The following is a 21,189-nucleotide window of genomic DNA, read 5'->3' on the forward strand; positions in this document are numbered from 1 at the left end:
TGAAAAATAGAAAGGCCCGCTGCGCGTTGTGTAGCGGGCTTTTTTATTTTCATTACAGCGACACAAATTCTTTTCTCAGCGCTTCCAGACAAAGCCCTACGCGGCTTTGCACGTGGAACTTCTCAAACAGGGATTCGCGGTACCCGTCGATCGTTCTTTCGCTTAACTTCATGTTGGCGGCAATTTCCTTGTAGGTAAGCTCACTACAGGCGAGTTTCAGGAATTGCAGTTCTTTGGCGCTCAGTTTTATTTCTTTCAGTTCATCCGCTTTCTGTAACAGGCGTCTGAAGTTAATGTTGGAGGCGTCGGCATTGTAATAGCCTTTGGTATGTATTTCGTGCAGTGCCTTTTCCAGTTCGTTGGGATGAGTATCTTTGAGTAGGTAGGCACAGCATCCGGCTTGTATCATCTTGATGATGGCCTGGTCGCTATCGTTCATGGATAGCGCTACCAGTTTTATTTCGGGATGATGGGTTGTTAGCCAGCGGGCGGTTTCGATGCCATCCATCACTGGCATGTTCACATCTATCAGCATTAAGGATGGCTTGCTGTTAGCCGTTGCCAGCTTGTGTTGCAGATCTTTTCCATTGAGTGCTTCTACCGCCACTTCATATACCTGGAAGCTCTCGAGCATCATGCCCAATGATTTCAGGAAGAGTTGATGGTCATCTACCAATCCGATTGTAATTTTCATAAACTATTTTTTTCGGGAATAACAATTTGCACGCTGGTGCCGGTGTTGGGCAGGGTATGCCATTGAATGTCGCCTCCCAGCAGGGTGGTGCGGTGTTTCATGTTGAGCAGGCCCATGCCGGTGAGCTTGGCGCTTGGGCTGAAGCCTTTTCCATCGTCATCGATATGGATATATACTGCCTGGCCGTCGCCTTTGATATTAATGAGGATATTGTGTGCCTGTGCATGTTTGATGGCATTCTGAATCGCTTCCTGCACGATTCTGAAAAGGATGATTTGTTCTTCGGACCTGAGCGGGAGTGTGCATTGATCCTTGAAAGTGGCGGCAATCCGTAGTACGCCGGTATTGTTGATCCGGGTGATTTCAGTGGCGAGGTTGTCGGTGAAGCTGAACTGTTCCAGCCATTCACGGTTCAGTGATTTGGAAAGGGAGCGTAGTTCGCTGATGGCATCGCCGAGGGTGGCGTAGGCGGTGAGCAGTGTATCCGGCGGGTTGGACATGTTTCGTTCTGTGAGGCCCAGCAGCATCCGCGAGGTGCTGAGCAGCTGGCCTACGTTGTCGTGCAGCTCTTTAGAGAGGGCATTATACGTGTATTCCTGCACTTCAATTTGTGATTGAAGCAGTTGCCGCTGAAATTCTTTTTTGAAGGTGTCTATCTCTTCATGATGTTTTTTTCTTTTCTTCCGGAAGATCAGCAGATAGGAGATGCTGAATACGGTGAAGATAAAAAACAGCACGGTGCAGAGGATGGCGGCATACATTAGTTCTTCGGTGAATGAAGCTGTCATATTTTCAATAAACTATCCTGTTGTCTGATGCTGCTGCCGTATGGATAGCCCTGCGGTGAAGCAGATGTACATCCATATGTTGCAGATGTCGTTAATGAGGGTGATCCCGAATAGATCGCGGTTGACCGGGTCCCTGACGTAATGGTACAAAGCTGTGGAAAGTAACGTACACGGGGCGTATATCAGGAATGCCAGCAGGTACCAGGTAAATGGTGTGCTGCTGTGGATCAGGTCATTGTCTGCATCGTATTGTTCTTTCAGGAAGAGGAGTATCCAGGTCATGTATATGATATTGTTTACACACGCGAGTATATTCAGGAAGCCGTCGCCAATGCCTTGTTGCAGCACTATGCCAAGTGTTATGATCACATACAGCATGAGTGATATGAATAACCATCGTCGGTGGAAAGAGGATACCATTTTTTTTCTGAATAAGAGATACAAGATGCTGAACTCAATGGGTGTATAAAGATTATAGCTGATACTGAGCCAAAAGGTTTCCTTATTGATAATAGGCGTCAGGAACTGGGGCGGGAACGCCGCCAGCGTAAGTATGAATATCCATCTGGAGTCATTGTTCAGCCTTTTGTAGTTGATGGCGCCTGTTATGGCAGGAAGAACAACGATCCAGATGGAGAGGGAGTGGAGTATGGTTTTGAGCATGTTTAGCCAAAGATGCCGTGCACGTCAGTGATTTTAGAAGGAACGGGTATCAGGTCCTGGTAAGGCCCTGGTATTCTTGTCAGTTTAATACCTCCACCTGTTCCTGGGTGTTCTTCACCAACATCTGTAAGATTGTAAAAGCTGTAACTTTCCCGTAGCGTAGGTACCTGGTCTTCTTCACATTTAAATGGGAATACCATAATAGTCGGTCTTCCTTTAGGAATCTTGGAAGTATCTTCACCTGTCTCTGCATCCCATTCCGGGCGTGCTCCGTGAAACAATACGAATCCATCGGCTTTGTCTTCCAGAATCTTTGTTAGCATCGAGGTAAGCGTTTGCTTGTCAAAATAGAACGCCATATCTTCGGTTAAAGGGTCCAGGCGTTTATCTGGTCTGCCACAATAATACCGTATTGCTTCGTCGTCTCCTTCCAGCGCTTTACTGATTTTTTCTATTGATCGTTCCCTGATTCTGATGTACGATGTAAACAGTTGTGTTGCAGAATTTACGTCAATGGGCTTACCGAACTTTGGTTTAGGATTTGCCATGCTTAGGAGTTTTTAAGGTTAGGAATTAATTACAGGTGCAAAGTAATGTCGTGTTATGCGCGCCACATACGGGAATTTCCCCGGTATCTCACCGTCTTTTTCCCCTTGTATTTCCCTGCTTCGTATAGGAATTTTACAGCAACAAATACAACTGTACAGCATTGTTTAAAAGTATCGTGCTCCCGGTTATCCTGTGAGTACAGCTTTTCGAGGTAACTAAATTTACGAAATCCCTGGATATGAAAGTAAATGGAGCAGCACTTATTTATCTCATCCCAAATATTGTTATATGAAACACTTCATCTTTTTCCTTCTCTTATGTAGTTGGTGTGCGCAACTGTTGGCGCAGCAGCGGGAGTACAAACTCAATCCATTCAGGCTCGATAATACTATCCGGAGAGCGAAATTCGACTCTTCTGTCAAAATACTTGTCTCTAATGTGAATACATTTGTAATGATTGGCGGGGCTGCCGTTTCAAAGAAAGACCTGGGACTGGATACCGCCATCAACCTTACTGGTATTTTTTCTGGCGACCTGCCGGGGATATCAGGCATTCTCGCTGGAATGAAGGAGGGTAATGGCGAGGAAGGAACTGTGCTTGATAAAAAAAAGGCAGTCCGTCACTTCAGAGAAATTGTTACTGGAAGAAGGGCTAATAAAGTCGTTGCTGTCGCAGCACACGAAAAAGCTATCAGAAGAGCTGATAGTTTGCATGAAGCACTGACCAGGCATTGCAATGATTTTTTTGAGGCATTTAGAGCCATCCGTCGTTATGTGTCTGCTGAAGATTATATTGATACCTTGCTACTACCACCTTTTATTGAAGACACACTTGTATTCAAGTCGAATTTGCAGCATTATATGTGTAATTCTGTCAACGCCGGAGATACGAATATTAACCGGATAAGGATGGAGGTCGAGGAGGAGATGAATAATCTTGCTTCCGCTTATGTTAAGGCCAAGGGCGTGTACAGGCTCCTGAACGTGCCAGCAACGATCGAAGAAAAAGCAGCGGTGAAAGTAAAGATCACCGCCCCAGCTGAAGGATTCACTGTAAGAGTAGAAAAAGATAAAAGCGCAGCCATTGATAATAAACAATCCTTCAGTAAGGATTTTGATCTGCTGACAAAAAAATTTGAGCAGATTGATAGCAAACGTATTGATATCATTGCAAAGGCTAACCGGGGAGTAGATCTCTACTATCGCGTTATGAACGCAACATTTACGGTAGTGGCGTGTACGGTAACGCTCGATAGTGATCTTGTTACAGTAAGAGCTCAACTAAAAGACCGTGCCGGAAAGCTCATTAAAGAATTTGATCCTATTATCTTCCGAACAGATGGTGGCTGGAAAATAGACATGAGCACCGGCTACCTTCTGAGCTTCCGTGGCGATGAAAACTATACTTATGTATATGATGGTAAGGGCGTTACCGGTGTGCAGAAAAACCGTGGCGATATGCTCAAACATGCTGTAGGCCTGATGTTTCATGCTTATCAAAGGAAAGCAAAAGGCTTGACTTACGGTGGTTCTGTTGGTATCAGCGCCCCAACGGATGGGCAATCTATCGGTTTTTATTTTGGCGCAAGTCTCTTCATGATGGCGCGGAACCGCCTTGTACTTACTGCCGGCTGTGCCTTCAACCGCTTCAAATTACTCAATACCGCTAACCTTGAGTACGACAACGAAGCCAGTAATAAATCGCAAAAAGCAACCTACAAATTTACAAATGTAAACAACACCGAAATAAACTACGACCAGGTATACCGGCCGGCCTTCTTCATCGGCTTTACTTACAACATCTTCTCGCTGAAAAAATAACCCCAAATATACATGGAAGCCTCCCTCGCTAAAGCGGGGAGGCTCCTTGCTATTTACGCTTGTTCTGCATTCCTCTTCTTAATTCCCAGAAAACAGACATACAAAAACAGTATCCAGCCAGGAATCAATGCCACTGGCAGTTTCATGCCGGTGAGCCACATCAGGATGAGGATACCCACCAGGAATATCAGGCAGATATAATTTGATACCGGGTAGAGAAAAGATGGAAACTTCGTTTTGATATCCGCTATCCTTTTATTTTGTTTGAACTTCAAATGCACCACACTAATCATCAGCCAGTTGATCATCAGGGAAGACACCACCAGCGACATCAGCACTTCCAGCGCTTTCTCCGGTATCAGCTTGTTAACGATGATGCAGATCGCGGCGAATAAGCCTGATACGATGATGGCATTTACCGGCACGTGATTGGTGTTGAGCTTCGACAGGAAAGCAGGCGCATTCCGTTGCCGCGAGAGGCCATACAACATCCTGCTGTTGCTGTACACGCAACTGTTGTAAACCGACAGCGCCGCTGTTAGCACGATCAGGTTCAGCACATTGGCGATCAAACTGGTGAAATAAATGGTTTTACCAAAGAGATGGAACTGGAAGCCTTTCAGGCTTTCAAATACCATCACAAAAGGACTGCTGTTCGTAGTAATGCCTTTCCAGGGAGATAAAGAGAACAGGATGATCAAAGCGCCTACATAAAATATCAGGATACGGTAGATCACCTGGTTAGTTGCTTTCGGAATGGTTTTATCAGGCCGGTCAGCTTCCGCAGCGGTGATGCCGATCAGTTCCAACCCGCCGAAAGAGAACATGATCAGTGTGATAGCCGCAAACAGGCCCTGGTAGCCGCCTTTGCCATCAGAAGATAAGAGACCTTTCGGGAAGAAGCCGCCATCGTTCCAAAGGTTTTGTATGCTGGCTTGCGGTCCGCCGCTGCCACTGATCAACAGGTAGGTACCGAAGCCGATCATCGCCACGATTGCGATCACTTTGATGATCGAGAACCAGAACTCCGCTTCGCCGTAAACCTTTACAGAGCTGAGGTTCAGCGCATTGATCGCTACAAAGAAGAACAGGCTCGATGCCCATAAAGGTATGCCAGGCGCCCAGAAATGTACATAGATGCCGATGGCTGTAAGCTCCGACATGCTCACCAGGATATACAATATCCAATAGTTCCAGCCAGAGGCAAAGCCGGCAAAGGTGCCCCAGTATTTATAGGCAAAGTGGCTGAAACTGCCGGATACCGGCTCTTCTACCACCATTTCGCCCAGCTGCCGCATAATAAAAAATGCGATTACGCCTGCCAATGCATATCCTAAAATAACAGAAGGCCCCGCCAGTACGGCCGCAGACCCTATCCCCAGGAACAGCCCGGTGCCAATGGCGCCTCCCAGCGCTATCAGCTGTATATGCCTGTTCTGTAAGCCCCTCTTGAGCTTTTGAGATTCCGGTTGTACGTGTGTTGTTGATTCCAATGTGATGTATATAGATATGCTTGCAAGATGAGGTAATTTCATCAAAAAGCATAAACTAATTGCGAAAAAAAACTTAGGTGACTAAATATATTTTCCTATATTTGGAGCATGAAAAAACACTTGCCGAAGCATGCCATCGGCCGGCTGTTTATAGAGATCAGCAAATCACGCCGCAACAAGACCAACGCGTTGTTGTCGGATGTGGGCATTCATGCCGGGCAGGATATTCTCCTGTATTATCTGCACCTGGAAGACGGGCAGCTCGTATCCTCATTGGTAGATAAGCTGTGCATCCAGCATGGCACCATTTCAAATATGATTGACCGCATGGTGGCAAATGAACTGATCTCCAAAGAGAAAGATACAAAAGATAAAAGAGCCTCCCGCATTTATCTCACCGAAAAAGGGAAACGGGCATATAAACAGATCATGAAAGTGTGGAATACCATGGAAGCACTGACCACCCAAGGTTTTACAGAAAAAGAAACAGCCGAACTTTCCCGGCTGCTGGAAAAAGTATACAATAATCTGGTATAAAATTTTTTTAATCAAATACTTAGCCGACTAACTAATATGAGCATACTTTTGTTAGCTGGAAGCAATAGCCAGCAATCGATCAATCAAAGCCTGGCGGCCACGGTCGCAGGCATGTTGCCAGCAATGGAACATACTTTGCTGAGCCTGCGCGATTTTCCATTGCCGATGTATTCTCCGGATGAAGAAAAGGAGCAGGGCATACCGGAAAACGTTTTTCGCCTGAAAGAAATCCTCGACAGCGCCAGCGGCCTGGTAGTGGCCGTACCGGAGCACAACGGATCGGTGCCGGCATTTTTTAAAAATACGCTCGACTGGATATCACGCGCGGCACGCAATTACCGGATACTCAGCAACAAGCCGGTACTGCTGCTATCAGCCTCGCCAGGCGGCGGTGGTACTATCGCCATCACGCATGCAGAAGTGATCCTGCAACGACTGGGCGCAACCATCACCGGGAAATTTACTGTCAGCTATTTCTTTCAACATGCTGAGATACATCAATCTGCAGCCGTATTTAAAGAACCTGCTTTGCAGGAGCAGCTGGCGGCGGCCGTCGCGCAATTTGTAGATCATCTGAAAATGAAAACAGCCTGATAAAACTGGTACGGCGTAGCAGGCTGCCAACTACGTAGTGGCGTTCAGGTAAACTTTTTGACGTGATCGGATGTTTATCATTCATCACCCAAAAAAAATTACATTATGAAAGTTTCACCGCTATTGCTATTAGCCGCCATGCTGTTGGCCGCCTGCTCCTCTACCAGCCTTATCTCTACCTGGAAAGAACCGGGCCTGCCGCCACAAAAATTCAGTAAGGTACTCGTGCTTGGGATGGCCGGTGCGAAAGACAGGGAGATCAGGGAAAGCCTTGAAAACGCTATGTCGCAACAGCTGACTGCCAGCGGCATCCAGGCCGCCACAGCTACTGCTACCTTTGGCCCGAAAGCATTTGAAGGCCTTTCCGAAACGGAAGCCGTGAGCCAGGTGAGCGATAAAGGTTTTGATGGCGTGATGATCCTCTCCATGCTCGACAAAAACAAAGAAAAATATTATTCACCCGGCCGTATGTCTTACACGCCGTTTGCCGTGATCCGCAGCCACTGGTATCCTTACTACCGTGTGATCTACGACCGTACTTATACTCCCGGCTATTACAGCACTTCCGTAGATTATACATTGGAAGCGAACCTGTATTCCGTAAAAGGGCAAACGCTGGATTACTCTGCACAGGGCAAAACCTTTGATCCCAGTAATGCCTCGGCGCTGGCCACCAGCTTCAGTAAAGCGGTAGTGGCAGATATGCAGAAGCAGGGAGTAGTAGCGAAATAGGCTACTTAAAATTCCTTCCCTCGTGAAAAATCCTGCCTTGTCCCGGCACATTGTTCTCATCCGCTTCCACAGCCTTTTTCGCAGGAAGCAGGTGGCGCAGCAGCTTTGAGAAGTTATAACAATGCTCTACCACTACGTGTATCACTTCTCCTTCGCGTTGCAATTTGCCTTCTACCATGAGTAGCTTTGATTGCACGATCTCTTTGTGAAAAAGGTCGAAGAGTTGCTTGAAAACAACCAGGTTACTGCATCCTGTTTCATCTTCGATGGTAATAAAACAGATACCGCTGGCGGTGCCGGGCCTTTGCCGTACCAATACGAGGCCGGCCACTCTTACAAAATCGCCATCATTCATTTGTTCCAGTTCCTGGGTAGTGCGCACCTGCAACCGTTGCAGCTGATCGCGTACAAAGCTGACGGGGTGCGCCTTCAGGGAGAGGGAGGTGGTGCTGTAATCCTGGATCACATGTTCTGATTCCATCATCTCGGGCAGCTGGATGGCCGGCTCGGCGGCACTTTCAGAGGCTTGCCCGGTGAACATACCAGTGGGACGGTCATGTAGTGCCGATACTTCCCAGAGTGCGCGGCGGCGGTCGAGCCCCATGGACCGGAAAGCATCTGCGTCGGCGAGTTTTTCCATCGCCGTTTGCGGTACGCCGGCATCGCGGAGTGCATGAACAGTGGCATAGTGCGCCTGCCTGGCGTGGATAAGCGGCAGTATATCATCCTCCTTCAAACCCTTCACCTGCCTGAATCCCAGGCGTAGTGCATGTTGCGTTTCATCGATCTTTTCCAGGGTATTATCCCAACAGGAATGATTCACATCTACCGGCCTTACAGTTACCTGGTGTTTACGCGCATCGATCACGATCTGTGCGGGTTGATAAAATCCCATGGGCATACTGTTCAATAAGGCACAGGCAAAAACATCGGGGTAGTGGCATTTGATCCAGGAAGAGATGTATACCAGTACGGCAAAGCTGGCGGCATGCGATTCCGGGAAACCATAGCTGCCAAAGCCTTCCAGCTGTTTGAAGATGCGCTTTGCATACGCCTCTTCATAGCCTTTTGCTACCATGCCATCGATGAGCTTTTTCTCAAAACGGCTCACCTGGCCGCCGCTTTTGAAAGTAGCCATACTGCGGCGAAGCGCATCTGCTTCAGTGGGCGTGAAGCCTGCGCCTACAATAGCGATCTTCATCGCTTGCTCCTGAAAGAGCGGCACGCCCAGGGTTTTCTTCAATATTTCTCTCAACTCCTCGGAAGGGTATTCTACTTTTTCTTCCTCTTTGCGTCTACGCAAATAAGGATGCACCATCCCGCCCTGAATAGGCCCGGGCCTTACAATTGCCACTTCTATCACAAGATCATAAAAGTCCTTGGGCCTCAACCGCGGCAGCATGGATTGTTGCGCCCTGCTTTCGATCTGGAAAACGCCGATCGTATCTGCATGGCTGATCATCTCATATACCGCCGGATCATCTTGCGGCACATTCGCCAGCGTGTATTCCTTACCGTAGTGATCTTTCAGGAGGTCAAACGCTTTGCGGATGCAGGTGAGCATGCCCAGTGCCAATACATCTATCTTCAGGAATCCCAGCGCTTCGATATCATCTTTGTTCCACTCGATGTTGGTACGGTCTTCCATGCGTGCATTGAGTATCGGGCAGAGGTCCGTGAGCTTGCCCTGTGTGATCACGAAGCCGCCGGTATGCTGCCCCAGCTGCCTCGGAAAGGAGATCAGTTGCTCCGTTAGCTCCAGCACTTTGCGCAGGTGCGGATCATCAGGACTGAAACCCTGATGGGAAACATGCCGGCCATCAAACCACTCATCTGTAAATTCCCAGATGGAATCAGACAGCCGGCCAACCATATCTACAGAGAGGCCCATGGCCTTTCCTACATCACGGATGGCGCCCTTATGCCGCTGTTGCGTAACGGTAGCCACGATCGCCGCACGGTCCCGCCCATATTTATCATAGATGTATTGTATCACTTCTTCCCGTCTTTCATGTTCAAAATCCACATCAATATCAGGTGGTTCATTACGGGCAGAAGAGAGAAAGCGTTCAAAGAGCAGATCGAACTTGGTGGGATTTACTGCGGTGATGCCCAGGCAGAAACAGACCACCGAATTAGCCGCAGACCCGCGCCCCTGGCAGAGTATACGCTGCGACCTCGCAAAGCGCACAATATCATGTACCGTGAGAAAATAGGATGCATAATTCATTTCTTCTATGAACTTCAATTCATAGTTGATGTCTGTTGTGATCTTCTCCGGTATCTCCTCACCGAAATGCTCTCTCGCGCCGAGCCAGGTGAGGTGGGTCAGCTCTTCCTGCGGCGTGCGCCCTTCGCTGGTCAGCTCTTCCGGATAAACGTATTGGAGCGAATCCAGCGAAAACTGACATGCTTCAGCTATCTCCTGCGTGCGGCGGATCGCATCGGGATACTGGCGGAAGAGGCGTTCCATTTCTTTAGGATCTTTAAGATATCTTTCCGCATTTTCGTATAGGCGGTAGCCTGCGGTATAGATGGTGCATTTCTCCCGGATGCAGGTGAGCACATCCTGCAACTGCCTGCGTTCCGGTATATGATAGTGCACGTCGTTGGTGGCCACCAGCGGGATGTTCAGCCTGTTGCCTAATTGTGACAAACGGAACATCTTTTTGAAATCATCGCCCTGGTATCCTCTTGTTACGGCGAGATAAAGTTGTGATCCCAAGGCCTCTTTATATTCGGCTATCACTTGCTTGAAAGTATCGTCGTAATCGAACTGGCTGTTCAGCGAGGCGGGCGGGATGGCGATGAACAGCAGCCCCTTTGCATGTTCGTATACATCTGTTTTATAAAGATGGCATTGCCCCTTTTTCGTGCGCAGGTTTCCCTTTGTGAGGAGCGCAGATAACCTGCCATAGGCCTCCTGGCAGGTAGGGTATGCGAGCATACTGGCGCCATCTACCAGGTCGAGACGGCATCCCGGGATGATGCGCATGTTTCTTTCTTTGGCAGCCACATGGCCTCTCACGATGCCGGCCACGCTGTTGCGGTCGGTGATCGCGATCTCCTTGTAACCGAAGCTGGCAGCCTGTTCTACCAGTTCGTCCGGATGGGAGGCGCCACGCAGGAAACTGAAGTTGGTGGTTACCTGTAGTTCTGTATAATGCATACTCGCCGTTTCAAACTTCACGAAAAAAAGCCGTGGATAAACCACTGTTGTTGTTCCATATCATAATGCCCGAGCCTGAAAATCCAGTAGCGGCGGCCCTCTTCATCTTCTACGTTGTAGTAGTCGCGATGCTCGCCTGTTTCCAGCCACCATTCCCGTTCGATACGTTCCGGGCCATCCGCTTTTTTGAGGCGGTGCAGTTGCCCGCGATAGATGAACAGCATGGGCGGATAATCCGGTATCGGCGCCGCTACCTGTATTGGCGCGGGTTCCGGCAGGAGCCACAAGGGCCTTGGTTTGTCTGTCCGCCATTCGATCTCCGGCTGTTCGCTGAAAGTAACTGCGCTTTTGATGGACCTTTCCGGCCAGTGATGCTGATCGGGAAGGTAACGGTGAACAGTGCCTTTGCCTGTTTTGTTGGTGATCCGGTCCAGCAGTTCCGCAACAGCCTTGTTTTCCAATCCACCGTTCTTAGCCCACAACGCTTCCTGGGCGGGCGTTACAGCCTCTACTTTGGGCGCTTCCAAAACAAACAGTTCGATGCCGGGGCCTGGCGCTACCTGTGCTATTTTCAGCTCAAACAATTTGAAGAGGTGTGCCGCATTGTGCGAAGCGCGGTTGGTACCGATGGAGATCGTGGTAGTTTTATCATCCACGCGGTAGCACTTGAAAGTAGCGCTGCGGAGGCCATTGCTTTCGCGTTCGAGGCGCTGGCAAAGCGTATCCAGCAACTGTTGCAGCGCAATAGTTATACCGGTGGCAGTTTTGATCGGTTCCAGGCTGGGTAGCCGCTCCTGGTAAGGCAGGGGAGGTTCCAGCGGAATGATGGCTTCTGCAGCCGTGCCCATGGCCTGATGCAGCCTTTGTAACAACGCGGCGCCGAAACGGCGGCGCAATGCGCTGCGTGGCAGGTGGATAAAATCATTCACCTGATGTAGCCCGAGTTTCTGCAAACGCTCCACTATGGAGGGCTCCAGCCGGAGCGCCGTGGGCGGCAGCGGTAACAACGCTGCTGTTTGTTCGCCGGAAGGCACTACTGGCAGCTGCGGCCGGTAGCGTGCTATTGCCCATGCGGCGCCGATACTATCGGCCATGCCTATACGAACATCGTAGCCGAAGTTACGCAGGCGTGTAACGATATCTTTGAGATAGGGCAGCTCGCCGCCCCACAGGTGCGCACATCCGCTGGCATCGAGCAGGAGCCCTGCTGGCGGATCGATCGCAACAACAGGCGTATAACGGATACACCAGTGGCCCAGTGCGGTGAGCAATTTTTCTTCCTGGCCGGGGATATCATCCAGCACTTGTAATGCAGGTACAAGCGCTTTGGCATCCGCTATGGTGGCGCCGGTATCGATACCTTGCTGTTGTGCTGCTTTGTTGGCTGCCGTTACTTTCATGCGGCCATGATCCGGCGCTGCAAATACGAAAGGCAATTGTTTCAGCGCAGGCTGCCGGCGTGTTTGCCAGTCCGTCAGCAGGTGACAGAACCATATGGATACATAGCGCCGTGGCATGCCTAGCTGATTTTACGCATGGGCCGCTGTGGTACGGTAGCCATGCGGTGGTGAATGGATTGTAATTTTCCATCAGACCATTCTACTTGCCATGATCCGGGCTTGCCGCCGCGGATCCTTTGCAGTACTATATTCCAGCGGGGAAACCCTACGCCGGGTAATAGCTCTTCCGGACCGCTGGCGAGTGGTGACACCAGCCAGCGGGATACACAGGTTGTTGTATTAACCGTACGTGGCTGATGACGGTGAATGAAACCTGTTACCCTGCTTTTTTCCACCGCCAGCTGCAAACGCCTGGAATGCGTGAAGCTCACGTCTTTTATCTCGCCCACCACAGCTGCGAGGCCTTCACATTTGAGTGCTTCTTCCATTACCCAAAGCGACTCTTTATCGTTGGCAGTATCAATGAAAATGATGCGGTCCGGCTCAATGCCGAAGCTCTTGAGCGCTGGCGGAAATATCTTTCGCGCAGTACTGATCCAGATCACAGCACGGCCATCCTGCATAAGACCTCCCAATATGCTGCTGATGAAACCTGTAGTGGCCGCGGCATGCTCCGCATCTGCACTCAGTAATTCATGTACAGCGCCTGTGGGAAATATCCCATCTGCAAATGCTTCTCTCACCGGCCCAAGCCCTACATCCACCGCAGCATTGTATAATGTTGGTTTGAGCCCTTGTAACAGAAGGATATCCCTTTGCAGCTGTGCGATGATATCTGCTCTTTCAGTGGGCAATTTACGCTAAAATTTTTGGTAAAAATACTAATATTTTTAGCATTCCAATAAAAATTTTTGATGTAAGAATGTGAGAATGTGAGAATTTATGGCGGACCTGAAGTTTCCATCAAATTCTCACATTCTCACATTCTCAAATCCTCACATTCTCACATCCCTAAATTCCCCTCACATTGCTGCCTGCATAACAGGTACTTCTTCTTCTACTTCTTTGTGGGCTACTGGTGTTGCGCCTTTCCATTTTGTCCTGGCAAGGAACACAATAGCAATAGCTGCAATGATACCGTAAGTTAAACCCAGCGCCGGCTGACTGGTAATAGAAATAGTTTTTACCATGGAAGAGCTGAGAATAGAAGTGATCACCGCAAATCCGCCACCAGTGAGACCGCTGGACTTACCGGCATATTGCGGAAAGCGGATCAGGCAATACGACATCAGGTTGTTGAAGATGAACCCGGCAGTGCTGTGCAAAAGGAACACATATACTAACAGCGTGAATAAATTATGATAGTACATCGTGAGCGGGATCATAATGGCCACAGCCAGCAACTGTATAACATTGGCCAGTATCATCTTTTTTGAAAATGGTTTGCTCACCAGCATCCTCGATACTGATCCGCCGATCATCACTGACACACCGGAGAATAATGAACAATAGCCGGTCACTGCTGCAGAGAAATGTAATTGCCGCTCGATCAGGAACGGACTGCACATGCCATATAGCAATACCATGCCGTAGGAAAGTCCGAGTACTACAATACCCGCTGTGAAGTCGGGTGTGCTGAGCATGGTGCGATACGTTTGTGCCATAGTGCGCACACTGAATGGCTGTGCCGCTTTCATAGATTCGCCGCCAATGGCTGCTTCAATGAGAAAGAATGCCAGCCCGAAATAACCGAGGAACATGAAGTTGGACGACCAGCCCCAGGTGGTTTGGAAGAATCCGCCGAGAAAAGGCGCTACGATCGGCGCAATAGACCAGATCACCGAAAACAGGCTGGTGTATTTCTTCAGCGCTTCCCCTTCATAAAGATCGATGAAATAAGCGCGCTTGCTGATCGCGATCACTGCCACCGTAAAACCCTGCACAATACGCATGGCATAGATCACCTGCAGGTTGGAGGAAGAGGCAATGATAAAGCTGGCGATACTGAACACCAGCATAGACGCCATGTTGGGAATGTAGCGCCCGTAGCGGTCGATCAGCCCGCCCACCACCAGCTGCGAAATACCATAGCTGACGATGAACAATGAAAGTGTTAATTGAATAGCGGCAGGCGAAGTGTGCAATTGTACTGCCATATCTGGTAACGATGGAATGAATATATCCATGGCAAAGCCCGACAAAGGGATAACGCTAAGTGCCATTATGGTATTCCAGCCCGTTCTTGATGCTTTAATCCTTCTCATAATTTTTGCTTTTGAATTAGCGATGTAAAATTAGGAAGGAGGGTAACTATGGCAATTACACGATTCAAAGGGATGATTATACAAATCAAATACGGGCGGTCGTCAATTTTTTTCCGCTGCGAAATTCCAGCGGGGTGCGGCCGGTGAATTGTTTGAAGTATTTATTGAAATGAGAAGGATATTCAAAACCCAATGCATAGGCGATTTCCGAGATGTTCCAGCTGGTATTGCGCAGCAATGTTTTGGCTTCGGTGATCACCCGTTCGTGAATGATTTCGCGGGTAGTTTTATTGGTGTGCTTTTTTACAACACTGTTCAGATGGTTTACATGCACGTGCAGCTGACTGGCAAACAGGGCAGGTGTTAATAATTTCAAAGGCACCTCTGGCGAATCTACCGGGAACTCCTGGTTCAGCAGGGCAAAGAAATCATTCATCAGCCGGTCGCGCACTATGAAGGCCGGCTCCTGGCGGCTTTGCTGCAAACGGATCCCTTCATGGATCAGCAGCTGCAACAGGTTGCGGATCATATCCCATTTGAAAGGATAGTCTGTGGCTTGCAGCGCCTGCATCTGCGTGAAGTATGTCTGCAAACGTTTTTTTTCTTCCTTGGTAAGCGGTATCACCGGCATCAGGGAAGGATTGAATAAGGGACAGGCCTGTTGCACATCCCGCGGAATACATCCTTCTATAAAAGGAGTGTTGAACAGGCAATAAGAACGATAGAACGGCACTTTGATTTCTATAGAAGCAGGTACGGCAGGGTTGGAGAGGATCAGGCAGCTTTGATCCAGTGGTATTTCCTGGTCGTTATACAGCAGGACGCCGCCGCCCTTTTTTATATCGCTCAGGCATATCTTGAAATAATCGCGGCGGTTGAAGGCCGTCTGGCGTACAACAGAAAGGCTTTCCCGCACATTGAAATGTGGATTGCCTGATGTATGGCGCAGTTCAGGAGGAATGTCCTGCCCGGTACGTTTGTAGAATTCTGCCAGCGATTCTGTAGGAATGAGTTTGTCTGTCATAACTTTATCCCTTATATAATTCAAAGGTACGGGAATTTAGAATTTTATTAGATTTACCAATAAAAGCGCAATAATGAAACACCTGTTTAAACTATGCCTCGCCCTGATCTGCTGCCAACCCGCTATGGCACAGCAAAAGAAAGAACGTGAACTCCATTACACCAGCAGTCTGCAACAGATGATCACCGTATATCAGGGTAATATTTTTGTGAATGGCAAGAAAACCTTCACCTTCAGCCGGGACAGCATCAACTACAGCAGCAAACGTAACCGCCTGATCGAAGATGGCAGATCGGTATTCCTCTTCCTGGAAATAAATGACCGTCCCAATAAAAATAAACTCTGCGTCTTCAATGTGGAAAACTCGCATGCCGACTCCATCCTGACGGCCATCAGCTCCGATGTTAAAGACTGGGACCACGACGGCAACCTGGAATTTGGCGGCAGCGAGCAAACTCCCGCCTATCCCTCGCACGACTCAATGTACTACGTTGCTTCCCGCTTCTACGAAATAAAGAAAGGCAAACTCACTTATGATGCGGAACTTACCGAAGCCACAGACAAAAAAGTGAATGGCGTTTTTTTAACAGAGCCGATGGATAGCAATGGTAAACCGAAAGTGATAGCGGTAGGGAAGGGGAAGAAGCGGTGATTTGTTATAAGGAGAAAAAATAGAGGAGAAGATGTGACAGGAAAGTTGAAATTTTCATTGTAGATAAAATCATTCCTGAATTAAAGATCATACTCACTCGCCATCCTGTTCCAGCTTACTTCCGTAACATCCTGTTCTATTGTAAGGCGTGCCGCCATCTTTTCCATGTTGCTGTCTTCATTGCCATTGGACAGTATTTCCGCAGTGATGATCGCATTGGCGGGATCGCCGTTGTCGCTGCTTCTCAGCGAGCGTAGCAACAGTTTGTGGTCGGCATTGGCAGCTTGCAGGAGCAGTACACGCAGGTGATTTTCTACCTGCTGCTTACATTTGATCACCAGTATATAACCGATTTGTGCAGACAGTTTCCTGTTGATAGGCAGATTACCCAAACGTACGCCCAGTGGGCGCATCAGCAGGTGTGTGCCTAAGATGAATACCGCCCCGATACATGCTTCGGCCAGTAGCCCCAGCCCACAGGCAGCGCCCACGGCGGCGGAGCACCAGAGTGTGGCGGCAGTGTTCAGCCCTTTTACATTGAGGCCATCTTTCATGATCACACCCGCTCCCAGAAAGCCTATGCCGCTCACCACGTACGACGTAACGCGCCCGGCCGCTTCCGGCGATAAATGCATGCTGATCCCCACAAACATGCTGGCGCCCAATGCCACCAGCATATTGGTTCTGAGGCCGGCCATACGCTGGCGGTATTGGCGCTCCATTCCTATCACAGCACCCAGGATAAAAGCAATGCCCAGTCTGGCGGCAAATGTTAATGGTGAAAGCATGGTCTCTTCCTGTTAAAATTTAAATACCTGTTTGCAACATAAAACCCATTCCTGTCCTCGTATAGATCAACCTGGGCTTAAAATCCCGGTCAATCTTCCTGCGCAAATTATTTACATAAACATCAATGAAATTCGTTTTCCAGTCGGTCGTATTCCACACACGATCTGCGATCTCTGTTCTGGTAAGCACACGGTTCGGATTTCTCATCATAAATTCCAGTAAGGAAAATTCCTTCCGGGTAAGACTGATCGCTTGTCCGGCGCGTGTTACTGCTTTAGTGTAGAGATTCAGTTCGAGGTCTTCTATCTGTAATACAAATCCTCCTTTGTAAATATTCGCCGCACTTTTCCGGCGTGCCAGGATGCGCAGGCGCGCCAGTAACTCCCGGAAGTCGAAGGGCTTCACGAGATAGTCGCTGGCGCCGGCTTCGAAGCCCTCCAGCTTGGTGCCTGTTTCGCCCAATGCGGTAAGTATTAATACCGGCAGTTCCGGATCGAGTTGCTTCAATGTCTTGCACAGCGCGATGCCATCCATCGCGGGTAGCATAATATCCAACACCGCCATATCCGGCTTCGAGCTGAGTGCCAGCTCGTAAGCCGACTCGCCATCAAATGCCTGCAACACGTTGTAGCCCTCTTCTGTAAGGCCTTTGCGGATCAGGTCTGCAATTCTTTTTTCATCTTCAACAACCAGAATTTTCATATGGTTTCATTGCCGCAAAGATAGGCAGGCCTTACAGTGTAGCCCATTAGATTTTTCTTAGAAGCAGCGGAAGATGCGTTAAGTTTTTTCTAATTATTTTCTGTTCGTCCTTTAAGCGACTTTTCTATCACGCCAGTTTACCTTTGCGACGCACAACAAAAAAATCCTGAAGGTATATAACGTAAACGTATATACGTAGCATACATCCGGACACCGGCAGGACCTCGCATGCCCAAAGGAAAAGAATATACAAACAGATCAAACAAAATGTTATGCTGAAAACATTTACAAAAAGAAGCGAAGCGCGCAAATGGTTCCTCGCATGCCTGCTATTCATGACAGGCATCCTGTCTGCCCACGCGCAAATCATGATCTCCGGAACAGTGAAAAACAATACAGGAGAGCCTTTGCCGGGAGTGAGCATTGCTGTGGCAGGCACGCATAAAGGCACCACCACAGATACCGCCGGTTATTACAGAATCAATGTAGCCAAGGGCAGCGATGTACTGTTGTTCAGCCTGATAGGTTATCAATATAAACAGGTGAAAGCCGGGAACGCCTCCCGCCATGATATCGTAATGGAAAGCACCGCTTCACAATTATCGGAGATCGTAGTAACAACGGGATTGGCGTCCAGCATCAAAAAGAGCAATGCAGCCAATGCGGTGGTATCTATCCCTGCGGCCAGACTTACCGGCACCACGGTACCGTCTACACTGGATGGCGCGCTGAGTGGAAAGGTAGTGGGAGCCACCATTACGCAGATGAGCGGGGCGCCCGGCGGCGGCATCTCCATGCAGCTCAGAGGTATCTCTTCTATCACGGGCAGCTCGCAGCCTTTATTTATCCTCGATGGTGTGATCATCAACGATGCCAGCTTCGATGCAGGCCGTGGCAGCAACACATTCAACGGTTCCAACAGCATTTCCAAAGGGCAGGATAACCTCGCTAACAGGCTGGCAGATATCAACGCTGCTGATGTTGCCTCAGTAGAGATTCTCAAAGGTTCCAGCGCAGCGGCCATCTACGGCACATTGGCCAATGCCGGCGTAGTGATCATTAATACGAAGAAGGGAACTGCCGGTCCTACCAGGGTTACTTTCTCTCAGGATATCGCTGCCATCTCCGCCACTAAATTCCTGCCCTATGGCAGCTGGGACGAAGCCAAGATACGCGCTTTCTACGCTGATACCGCACAACAAAACAGCGAGATCGCTGCGTGGAAATCTGCCCGCGATGCCGGCCACATCTACAATTATCCCAAAGAGATCTATGGCCATACTGTACTCGGAACCTACAGCCAGCTGGGCATTTCAGGCGGATCAGAAAAGACAAGGTTCTACCTCTCCGGTGGTTATAACAATGAAAATGGTCTTACTAAAAATACCGGCTTTCAACGGGCCACCCTGCGGGCGAATCTTAACCATCGTATCAACGAGCGCTGGAACCTGCAACTGAATTCAGTATTTATCAACAACGTTACGCAGCGCGGTTGGGAAAATAATGATAACAATGGCGTGAATATCGGAACCAACCTTACCTCGCTGCCATCCTATGCGCAGATACACCGGCTGCCGGACGGGAGATATCCTGTAAATCCGTACTACGCCGAAAATCCTTTTCATGTGCTGGATGCATTCATCAATAAAGAAACCACTAACCGCCTGATCGAATCGTTCCTCACTAACTATACCTTCATTGAAAAGCCGCGCTACCAGCTGAAAGCCAGCTTCCAGGGCGGTATGGATTACCTGCTCACCGAGGCGCAGCTTTACGCGCCGGCAGATGCGCAATCACAGCAGAATGCGATCAGCGGTTATCCCGGCGCTGCCAGGTTTACCAACAACCGTAATATCAACACCAATTTCCAGCTGGCTTTGGTGAGCACCCTCACTTCGGGCCGCTTCATCAATAAAACTTCCGCGGGCCTCGTTCGTTTTAATCAACAACTGAACATCAACGCGGTGCAGGGAGAGGGGATGGTAGATGGACAGACAAATCCCAACAATGCCGTGATACGCTCCACCTACAGCTATTTCCAGCAGATACAGAATGCGGGCGCGTTTCTGCAGCATGAAATGAACTGGGATGACAAGATCATTGCTACTGCCGCTATCCGTGTGGATAAAAATACCACGAATGCAAACTACAATACTTTTTACCCTTTCCCGAAAGCCGCGCTGGCTGCCAATCTGGCGAAATTCAGCTGGTGGCGCATGCCCTTCATCAACCAGGCCAAACTGAGGGTCGCCTATGGCGAAACCGGTGGCCCCGCTGCATTTGGCAGCAATTTCAGTCAGTTGAACCCGGTCGTTTACCAGAACACGCTTGGCATCGCCGCTCCTGTTACTATCGGCAATAATAAAATCAAATACGAGATCGCCAGCGAGATGGAATACGGCGCAGACCTGGGCTTCTGGAACAACCGGGTCACACTGGAAGTAACGCTCTACGACAAGAAAGTACGCAACCTGTTGCAACCCTTTGTGCTGGCGCCTTCCACCGGGTATGCCAGTATCACCGGTTATCCGATTGGCGATCTGCAGAACAAAGGGCTGGAAGTATCTCTCGGCTTCATGCCGGTAAATACGCATGCTATTAAATGGAATTCTACCTTCAACTACTGGTTTAACAGGAGCAAGATCACCCGTCTTGTAATCCCGCCATCTGCCGCAGGCCCCAATCTTGGCGCATTATACGGCTTCAATGAATTGAGAACGGGTCAGTCGCCCACTGCCTTTGTAGGTACGCCGGTAAGGCCGGATGGCTCGCCCACCGTTTATGGCGATGCACAACCGAAGTTCCAGCTCACCAGCTACAACAAGATCGAGTTTGCAAAGAACTTTGAACTCTCCTTCCTGCTGCACTGGAACTACAAGAGCTATGTGAGCAACTTCACCCGCTTCCAGCTGGACCAGGGCGGGCAGAGCCCCGACTGGATGGTACCCACCAATGTTGATGCTTCCGGTAACAAGATCCCCGGCGGCCCGCTGCCTACGGGCCTCGCGAGACAACAAGGTCTCACTGCTGCTTATTTCATTGAAGATGCCAGTTACATCAAACTGCGCGAAGTAGCATTGAAATATATTTTCGATCAACACCAGCTGGAAAGACTTTTCGGCCATCACATCAAAGGGCTCAACTTTGGTATCAGCGCCAACAACCTGTTCACCATCACGAAGTACACCGGCTATGACCCGGAAGTATCTGCCTTTGGCCAAACATCGGTAGGCAGCAACTATGATATCGTGAGTGCGCCTTATACCAAACGGATCGTATTCCATCTCGGCGTGGAACTGTAAGTAAAAATATTTATCA

At 49.2% G+C, this 21,189-nt stretch carries 18 protein-coding genes; 6 read left to right on the forward strand and 12 right to left on the reverse strand.

Features of this window, described 5'->3' with window-relative positions; genetic code table 11:
• Positions 1 to 52: 52 nt before the first annotated feature.
• From FPG75_RS12575 to FPG75_RS12590, 4 genes are read right to left on the reverse strand one after another with little or no spacing between them, the layout of a single operon-like run.
• Positions 53 to 694, reverse strand: a complete 642-nt coding sequence (locus FPG75_RS12575; RefSeq protein ID WP_143307208.1) for a response regulator transcription factor — start codon at positions 692 to 694, stop codon at positions 53 to 55.
• Positions 691 to 1,482, reverse strand: a complete 792-nt coding sequence (locus FPG75_RS12580; RefSeq protein WP_143307209.1) for a sensor histidine kinase — start codon at positions 1,480 to 1,482, stop codon at positions 691 to 693. Before FPG75_RS12580 ends, FPG75_RS12575 begins: the two co-directional genes overlap by 4 nt.
• 12 nt (positions 1,483 to 1,494) lie before the next feature.
• Positions 1,495 to 2,145, reverse strand: a complete 651-nt coding sequence (locus tag FPG75_RS12585; RefSeq protein ID WP_143307210.1) for a hypothetical protein — start codon at positions 2,143 to 2,145, stop codon at positions 1,495 to 1,497.
• 2 nt (positions 2,146 to 2,147) lie between these two features.
• Positions 2,148 to 2,693, reverse strand: a complete 546-nt coding sequence (locus tag FPG75_RS12590) for a hypothetical protein (RefSeq protein WP_143307211.1) — start codon at positions 2,691 to 2,693, stop codon at positions 2,148 to 2,150.
• Between the two features lie 289 nt (positions 2,694 to 2,982).
• On the opposite strand from FPG75_RS12590, the gene FPG75_RS12595 reads away from it, so the two are divergent.
• Positions 2,983 to 4,515, forward strand: coding sequence for a hypothetical protein (locus FPG75_RS12595; protein ID WP_143307212.1), 1,533 nt, complete (start codon positions 2,983 to 2,985; stop codon positions 4,513 to 4,515).
• Positions 4,516 to 4,568: 53 nt separating this feature from the next.
• Here FPG75_RS12595 and FPG75_RS12600 read toward each other — a convergent pair whose 3' ends face one another.
• A complete protein-coding gene (locus FPG75_RS12600; protein WP_201747949.1) occupies positions 4,569 to 6,008 on the reverse strand; it encodes an amino acid permease in 1,440 nt (479 codons plus the stop codon).
• A gap of 108 nt (positions 6,009 to 6,116) precedes the next feature.
• Between FPG75_RS12600 and FPG75_RS12605 the strand changes: the two genes are divergently transcribed.
• From FPG75_RS12605 to FPG75_RS12615, 3 genes are all read left to right on the forward strand, one after another.
• Positions 6,117 to 6,545 carry a MarR family winged helix-turn-helix transcriptional regulator gene (locus tag FPG75_RS12605; RefSeq protein WP_143307214.1) on the forward strand — a complete coding sequence of 143 codons (429 nt, stop codon included), beginning with the start codon at positions 6,117 to 6,119 and terminating at the stop codon, positions 6,543 to 6,545.
• Positions 6,546 to 6,581: 36 nt separating this feature from the next.
• Positions 6,582 to 7,139 carry an NADPH-dependent FMN reductase gene (locus FPG75_RS12610; protein WP_143307215.1) on the forward strand — a complete coding sequence of 186 codons (558 nt, stop codon included), beginning with the start codon at positions 6,582 to 6,584 and terminating at the stop codon, positions 7,137 to 7,139.
• 105 nt (positions 7,140 to 7,244) lie between these two features.
• Positions 7,245 to 7,871, forward strand: coding sequence for a hypothetical protein (locus FPG75_RS12615; protein WP_143307216.1), 627 nt, complete (start codon positions 7,245 to 7,247; stop codon positions 7,869 to 7,871).
• A 1-nt stretch (position 7,872) separates the two neighbouring features.
• On the opposite strand, the gene FPG75_RS12620 is transcribed toward FPG75_RS12615, so the two are convergent.
• The 5 genes from FPG75_RS12620 to FPG75_RS12640 form a co-directional block, all read right to left on the reverse strand.
• On the reverse strand, positions 7,873 to 11,040 hold the full coding sequence (locus tag FPG75_RS12620) for an error-prone DNA polymerase (RefSeq protein ID WP_143307217.1): 3,168 nt from the start codon (positions 11,038 to 11,040) through the stop codon (positions 7,873 to 7,875).
• Between the two features lie 17 nt (positions 11,041 to 11,057).
• Complete coding sequence (locus FPG75_RS12625) at positions 11,058 to 12,557, reverse strand: Y-family DNA polymerase (RefSeq protein WP_143307218.1); 1,500 nt, start codon at positions 12,555 to 12,557, stop codon at positions 11,058 to 11,060.
• Between the two features lie 2 nt (positions 12,558 to 12,559).
• On the reverse strand, positions 12,560 to 13,294 hold the full coding sequence (locus FPG75_RS12630; RefSeq protein WP_143307219.1) for an ImuA family protein: 735 nt from the start codon (positions 13,292 to 13,294) through the stop codon (positions 12,560 to 12,562).
• 168 nt (positions 13,295 to 13,462) lie between these two features.
• The gene (locus FPG75_RS12635; RefSeq protein WP_143307220.1) at positions 13,463 to 14,704 is read right to left on the reverse strand and encodes an MFS transporter; all 1,242 of its coding nucleotides are present in this window, start codon (positions 14,702 to 14,704) and stop codon (positions 13,463 to 13,465) included.
• A gap of 85 nt (positions 14,705 to 14,789) precedes the next feature.
• Entirely contained in the window at positions 14,790 to 15,728 is a 939-nt protein-coding gene (locus FPG75_RS12640; protein ID WP_143307221.1) for a helix-turn-helix domain-containing protein, read from the reverse strand.
• Between the two features lie 73 nt (positions 15,729 to 15,801).
• On the opposite strand from FPG75_RS12640, the gene FPG75_RS12645 reads away from it, so the two are divergent.
• The gene (locus tag FPG75_RS12645) at positions 15,802 to 16,380 is read left to right on the forward strand and encodes a hypothetical protein (RefSeq protein ID WP_143307222.1); all 579 of its coding nucleotides are present in this window, start codon (positions 15,802 to 15,804) and stop codon (positions 16,378 to 16,380) included.
• 80 nt (positions 16,381 to 16,460) lie between these two features.
• Here FPG75_RS12645 and FPG75_RS12650 read toward each other — a convergent pair whose 3' ends face one another.
• Positions 16,461 to 17,168, reverse strand: a complete 708-nt coding sequence (locus tag FPG75_RS12650) for an MgtC/SapB family protein (protein ID WP_143307223.1) — start codon at positions 17,166 to 17,168, stop codon at positions 16,461 to 16,463.
• A gap of 19 nt (positions 17,169 to 17,187) precedes the next feature.
• On the reverse strand, positions 17,188 to 17,871 hold the full coding sequence (locus tag FPG75_RS12655) for a response regulator transcription factor (protein WP_143307224.1): 684 nt from the start codon (positions 17,869 to 17,871) through the stop codon (positions 17,188 to 17,190).
• A gap of 272 nt (positions 17,872 to 18,143) precedes the next feature.
• Here FPG75_RS12655 and FPG75_RS12660 point away from each other — a divergent pair, with 272 nt between their 5' ends.
• Positions 18,144 to 21,173: a SusC/RagA family TonB-linked outer membrane protein gene (locus tag FPG75_RS12660; protein WP_143307225.1), complete on the forward strand. Its 3,030-nt coding sequence runs from the start codon at positions 18,144 to 18,146 to the stop codon at positions 21,171 to 21,173.
• The last annotated feature ends 16 nt before the right edge of the window (positions 21,174 to 21,189 follow it).

Source organism: Chitinophaga vietnamensis, from assembly GCF_902167635.1.
GTDB lineage: Bacteria > Bacteroidota > Bacteroidia > Chitinophagales > Chitinophagaceae > Chitinophaga > Chitinophaga vietnamensis.

Excerpts from the sequence above, each read along its gene's own strand:
- FPG75_RS12575 (WP_143307208.1), bottom strand. The coding sequence starts at position 694 with ATGAAAATTACAATCGGATTGGTAGATGACCATCAACTCTTCCTGAAA.
- FPG75_RS12580 (WP_143307209.1), bottom strand. The coding sequence starts at position 1,482 with ATGACAGCTTCATTCACCGAAGAACTAATGTATGCCGCCATCCTCTGC.
- FPG75_RS12585 (WP_143307210.1), bottom strand. The coding sequence starts at position 2,145 with ATGCTCAAAACCATACTCCACTCCCTCTCCATCTGGATCGTTGTTCTT.
- FPG75_RS12590 (WP_143307211.1), bottom strand. The coding sequence starts at position 2,693 with ATGGCAAATCCTAAACCAAAGTTCGGTAAGCCCATTGACGTAAATTCT.
- FPG75_RS12595 (WP_143307212.1), top strand. The coding sequence starts at position 2,983 with ATGAAACACTTCATCTTTTTCCTTCTCTTATGTAGTTGGTGTGCGCAA.
- FPG75_RS12605 (WP_143307214.1), top strand. The coding sequence starts at position 6,117 with ATGAAAAAACACTTGCCGAAGCATGCCATCGGCCGGCTGTTTATAGAG.
- FPG75_RS12610 (WP_143307215.1), top strand. The coding sequence starts at position 6,582 with ATGAGCATACTTTTGTTAGCTGGAAGCAATAGCCAGCAATCGATCAAT.
- FPG75_RS12615 (WP_143307216.1), top strand. The coding sequence starts at position 7,245 with ATGAAAGTTTCACCGCTATTGCTATTAGCCGCCATGCTGTTGGCCGCC.
- FPG75_RS12620 (WP_143307217.1), bottom strand. The coding sequence starts at position 11,040 with ATGCATTATACAGAACTACAGGTAACCACCAACTTCAGTTTCCTGCGT.
- FPG75_RS12625 (WP_143307218.1), bottom strand. The coding sequence starts at position 12,557 with ATGCCACGGCGCTATGTATCCATATGGTTCTGTCACCTGCTGACGGAC.
- FPG75_RS12635 (WP_143307220.1), bottom strand. The coding sequence starts at position 14,704 with ATGAGAAGGATTAAAGCATCAAGAACGGGCTGGAATACCATAATGGCA.
- FPG75_RS12640 (WP_143307221.1), bottom strand. The coding sequence starts at position 15,728 with ATGACAGACAAACTCATTCCTACAGAATCGCTGGCAGAATTCTACAAA.
- FPG75_RS12645 (WP_143307222.1), top strand. The coding sequence starts at position 15,802 with ATGAAACACCTGTTTAAACTATGCCTCGCCCTGATCTGCTGCCAACCC.
- FPG75_RS12650 (WP_143307223.1), bottom strand. The coding sequence starts at position 17,168 with ATGCTTTCACCATTAACATTTGCCGCCAGACTGGGCATTGCTTTTATC.
- FPG75_RS12655 (WP_143307224.1), bottom strand. The coding sequence starts at position 17,871 with ATGAAAATTCTGGTTGTTGAAGATGAAAAAAGAATTGCAGACCTGATC.
- FPG75_RS12660 (WP_143307225.1), top strand. The coding sequence starts at position 18,144 with ATGCTGAAAACATTTACAAAAAGAAGCGAAGCGCGCAAATGGTTCCTC.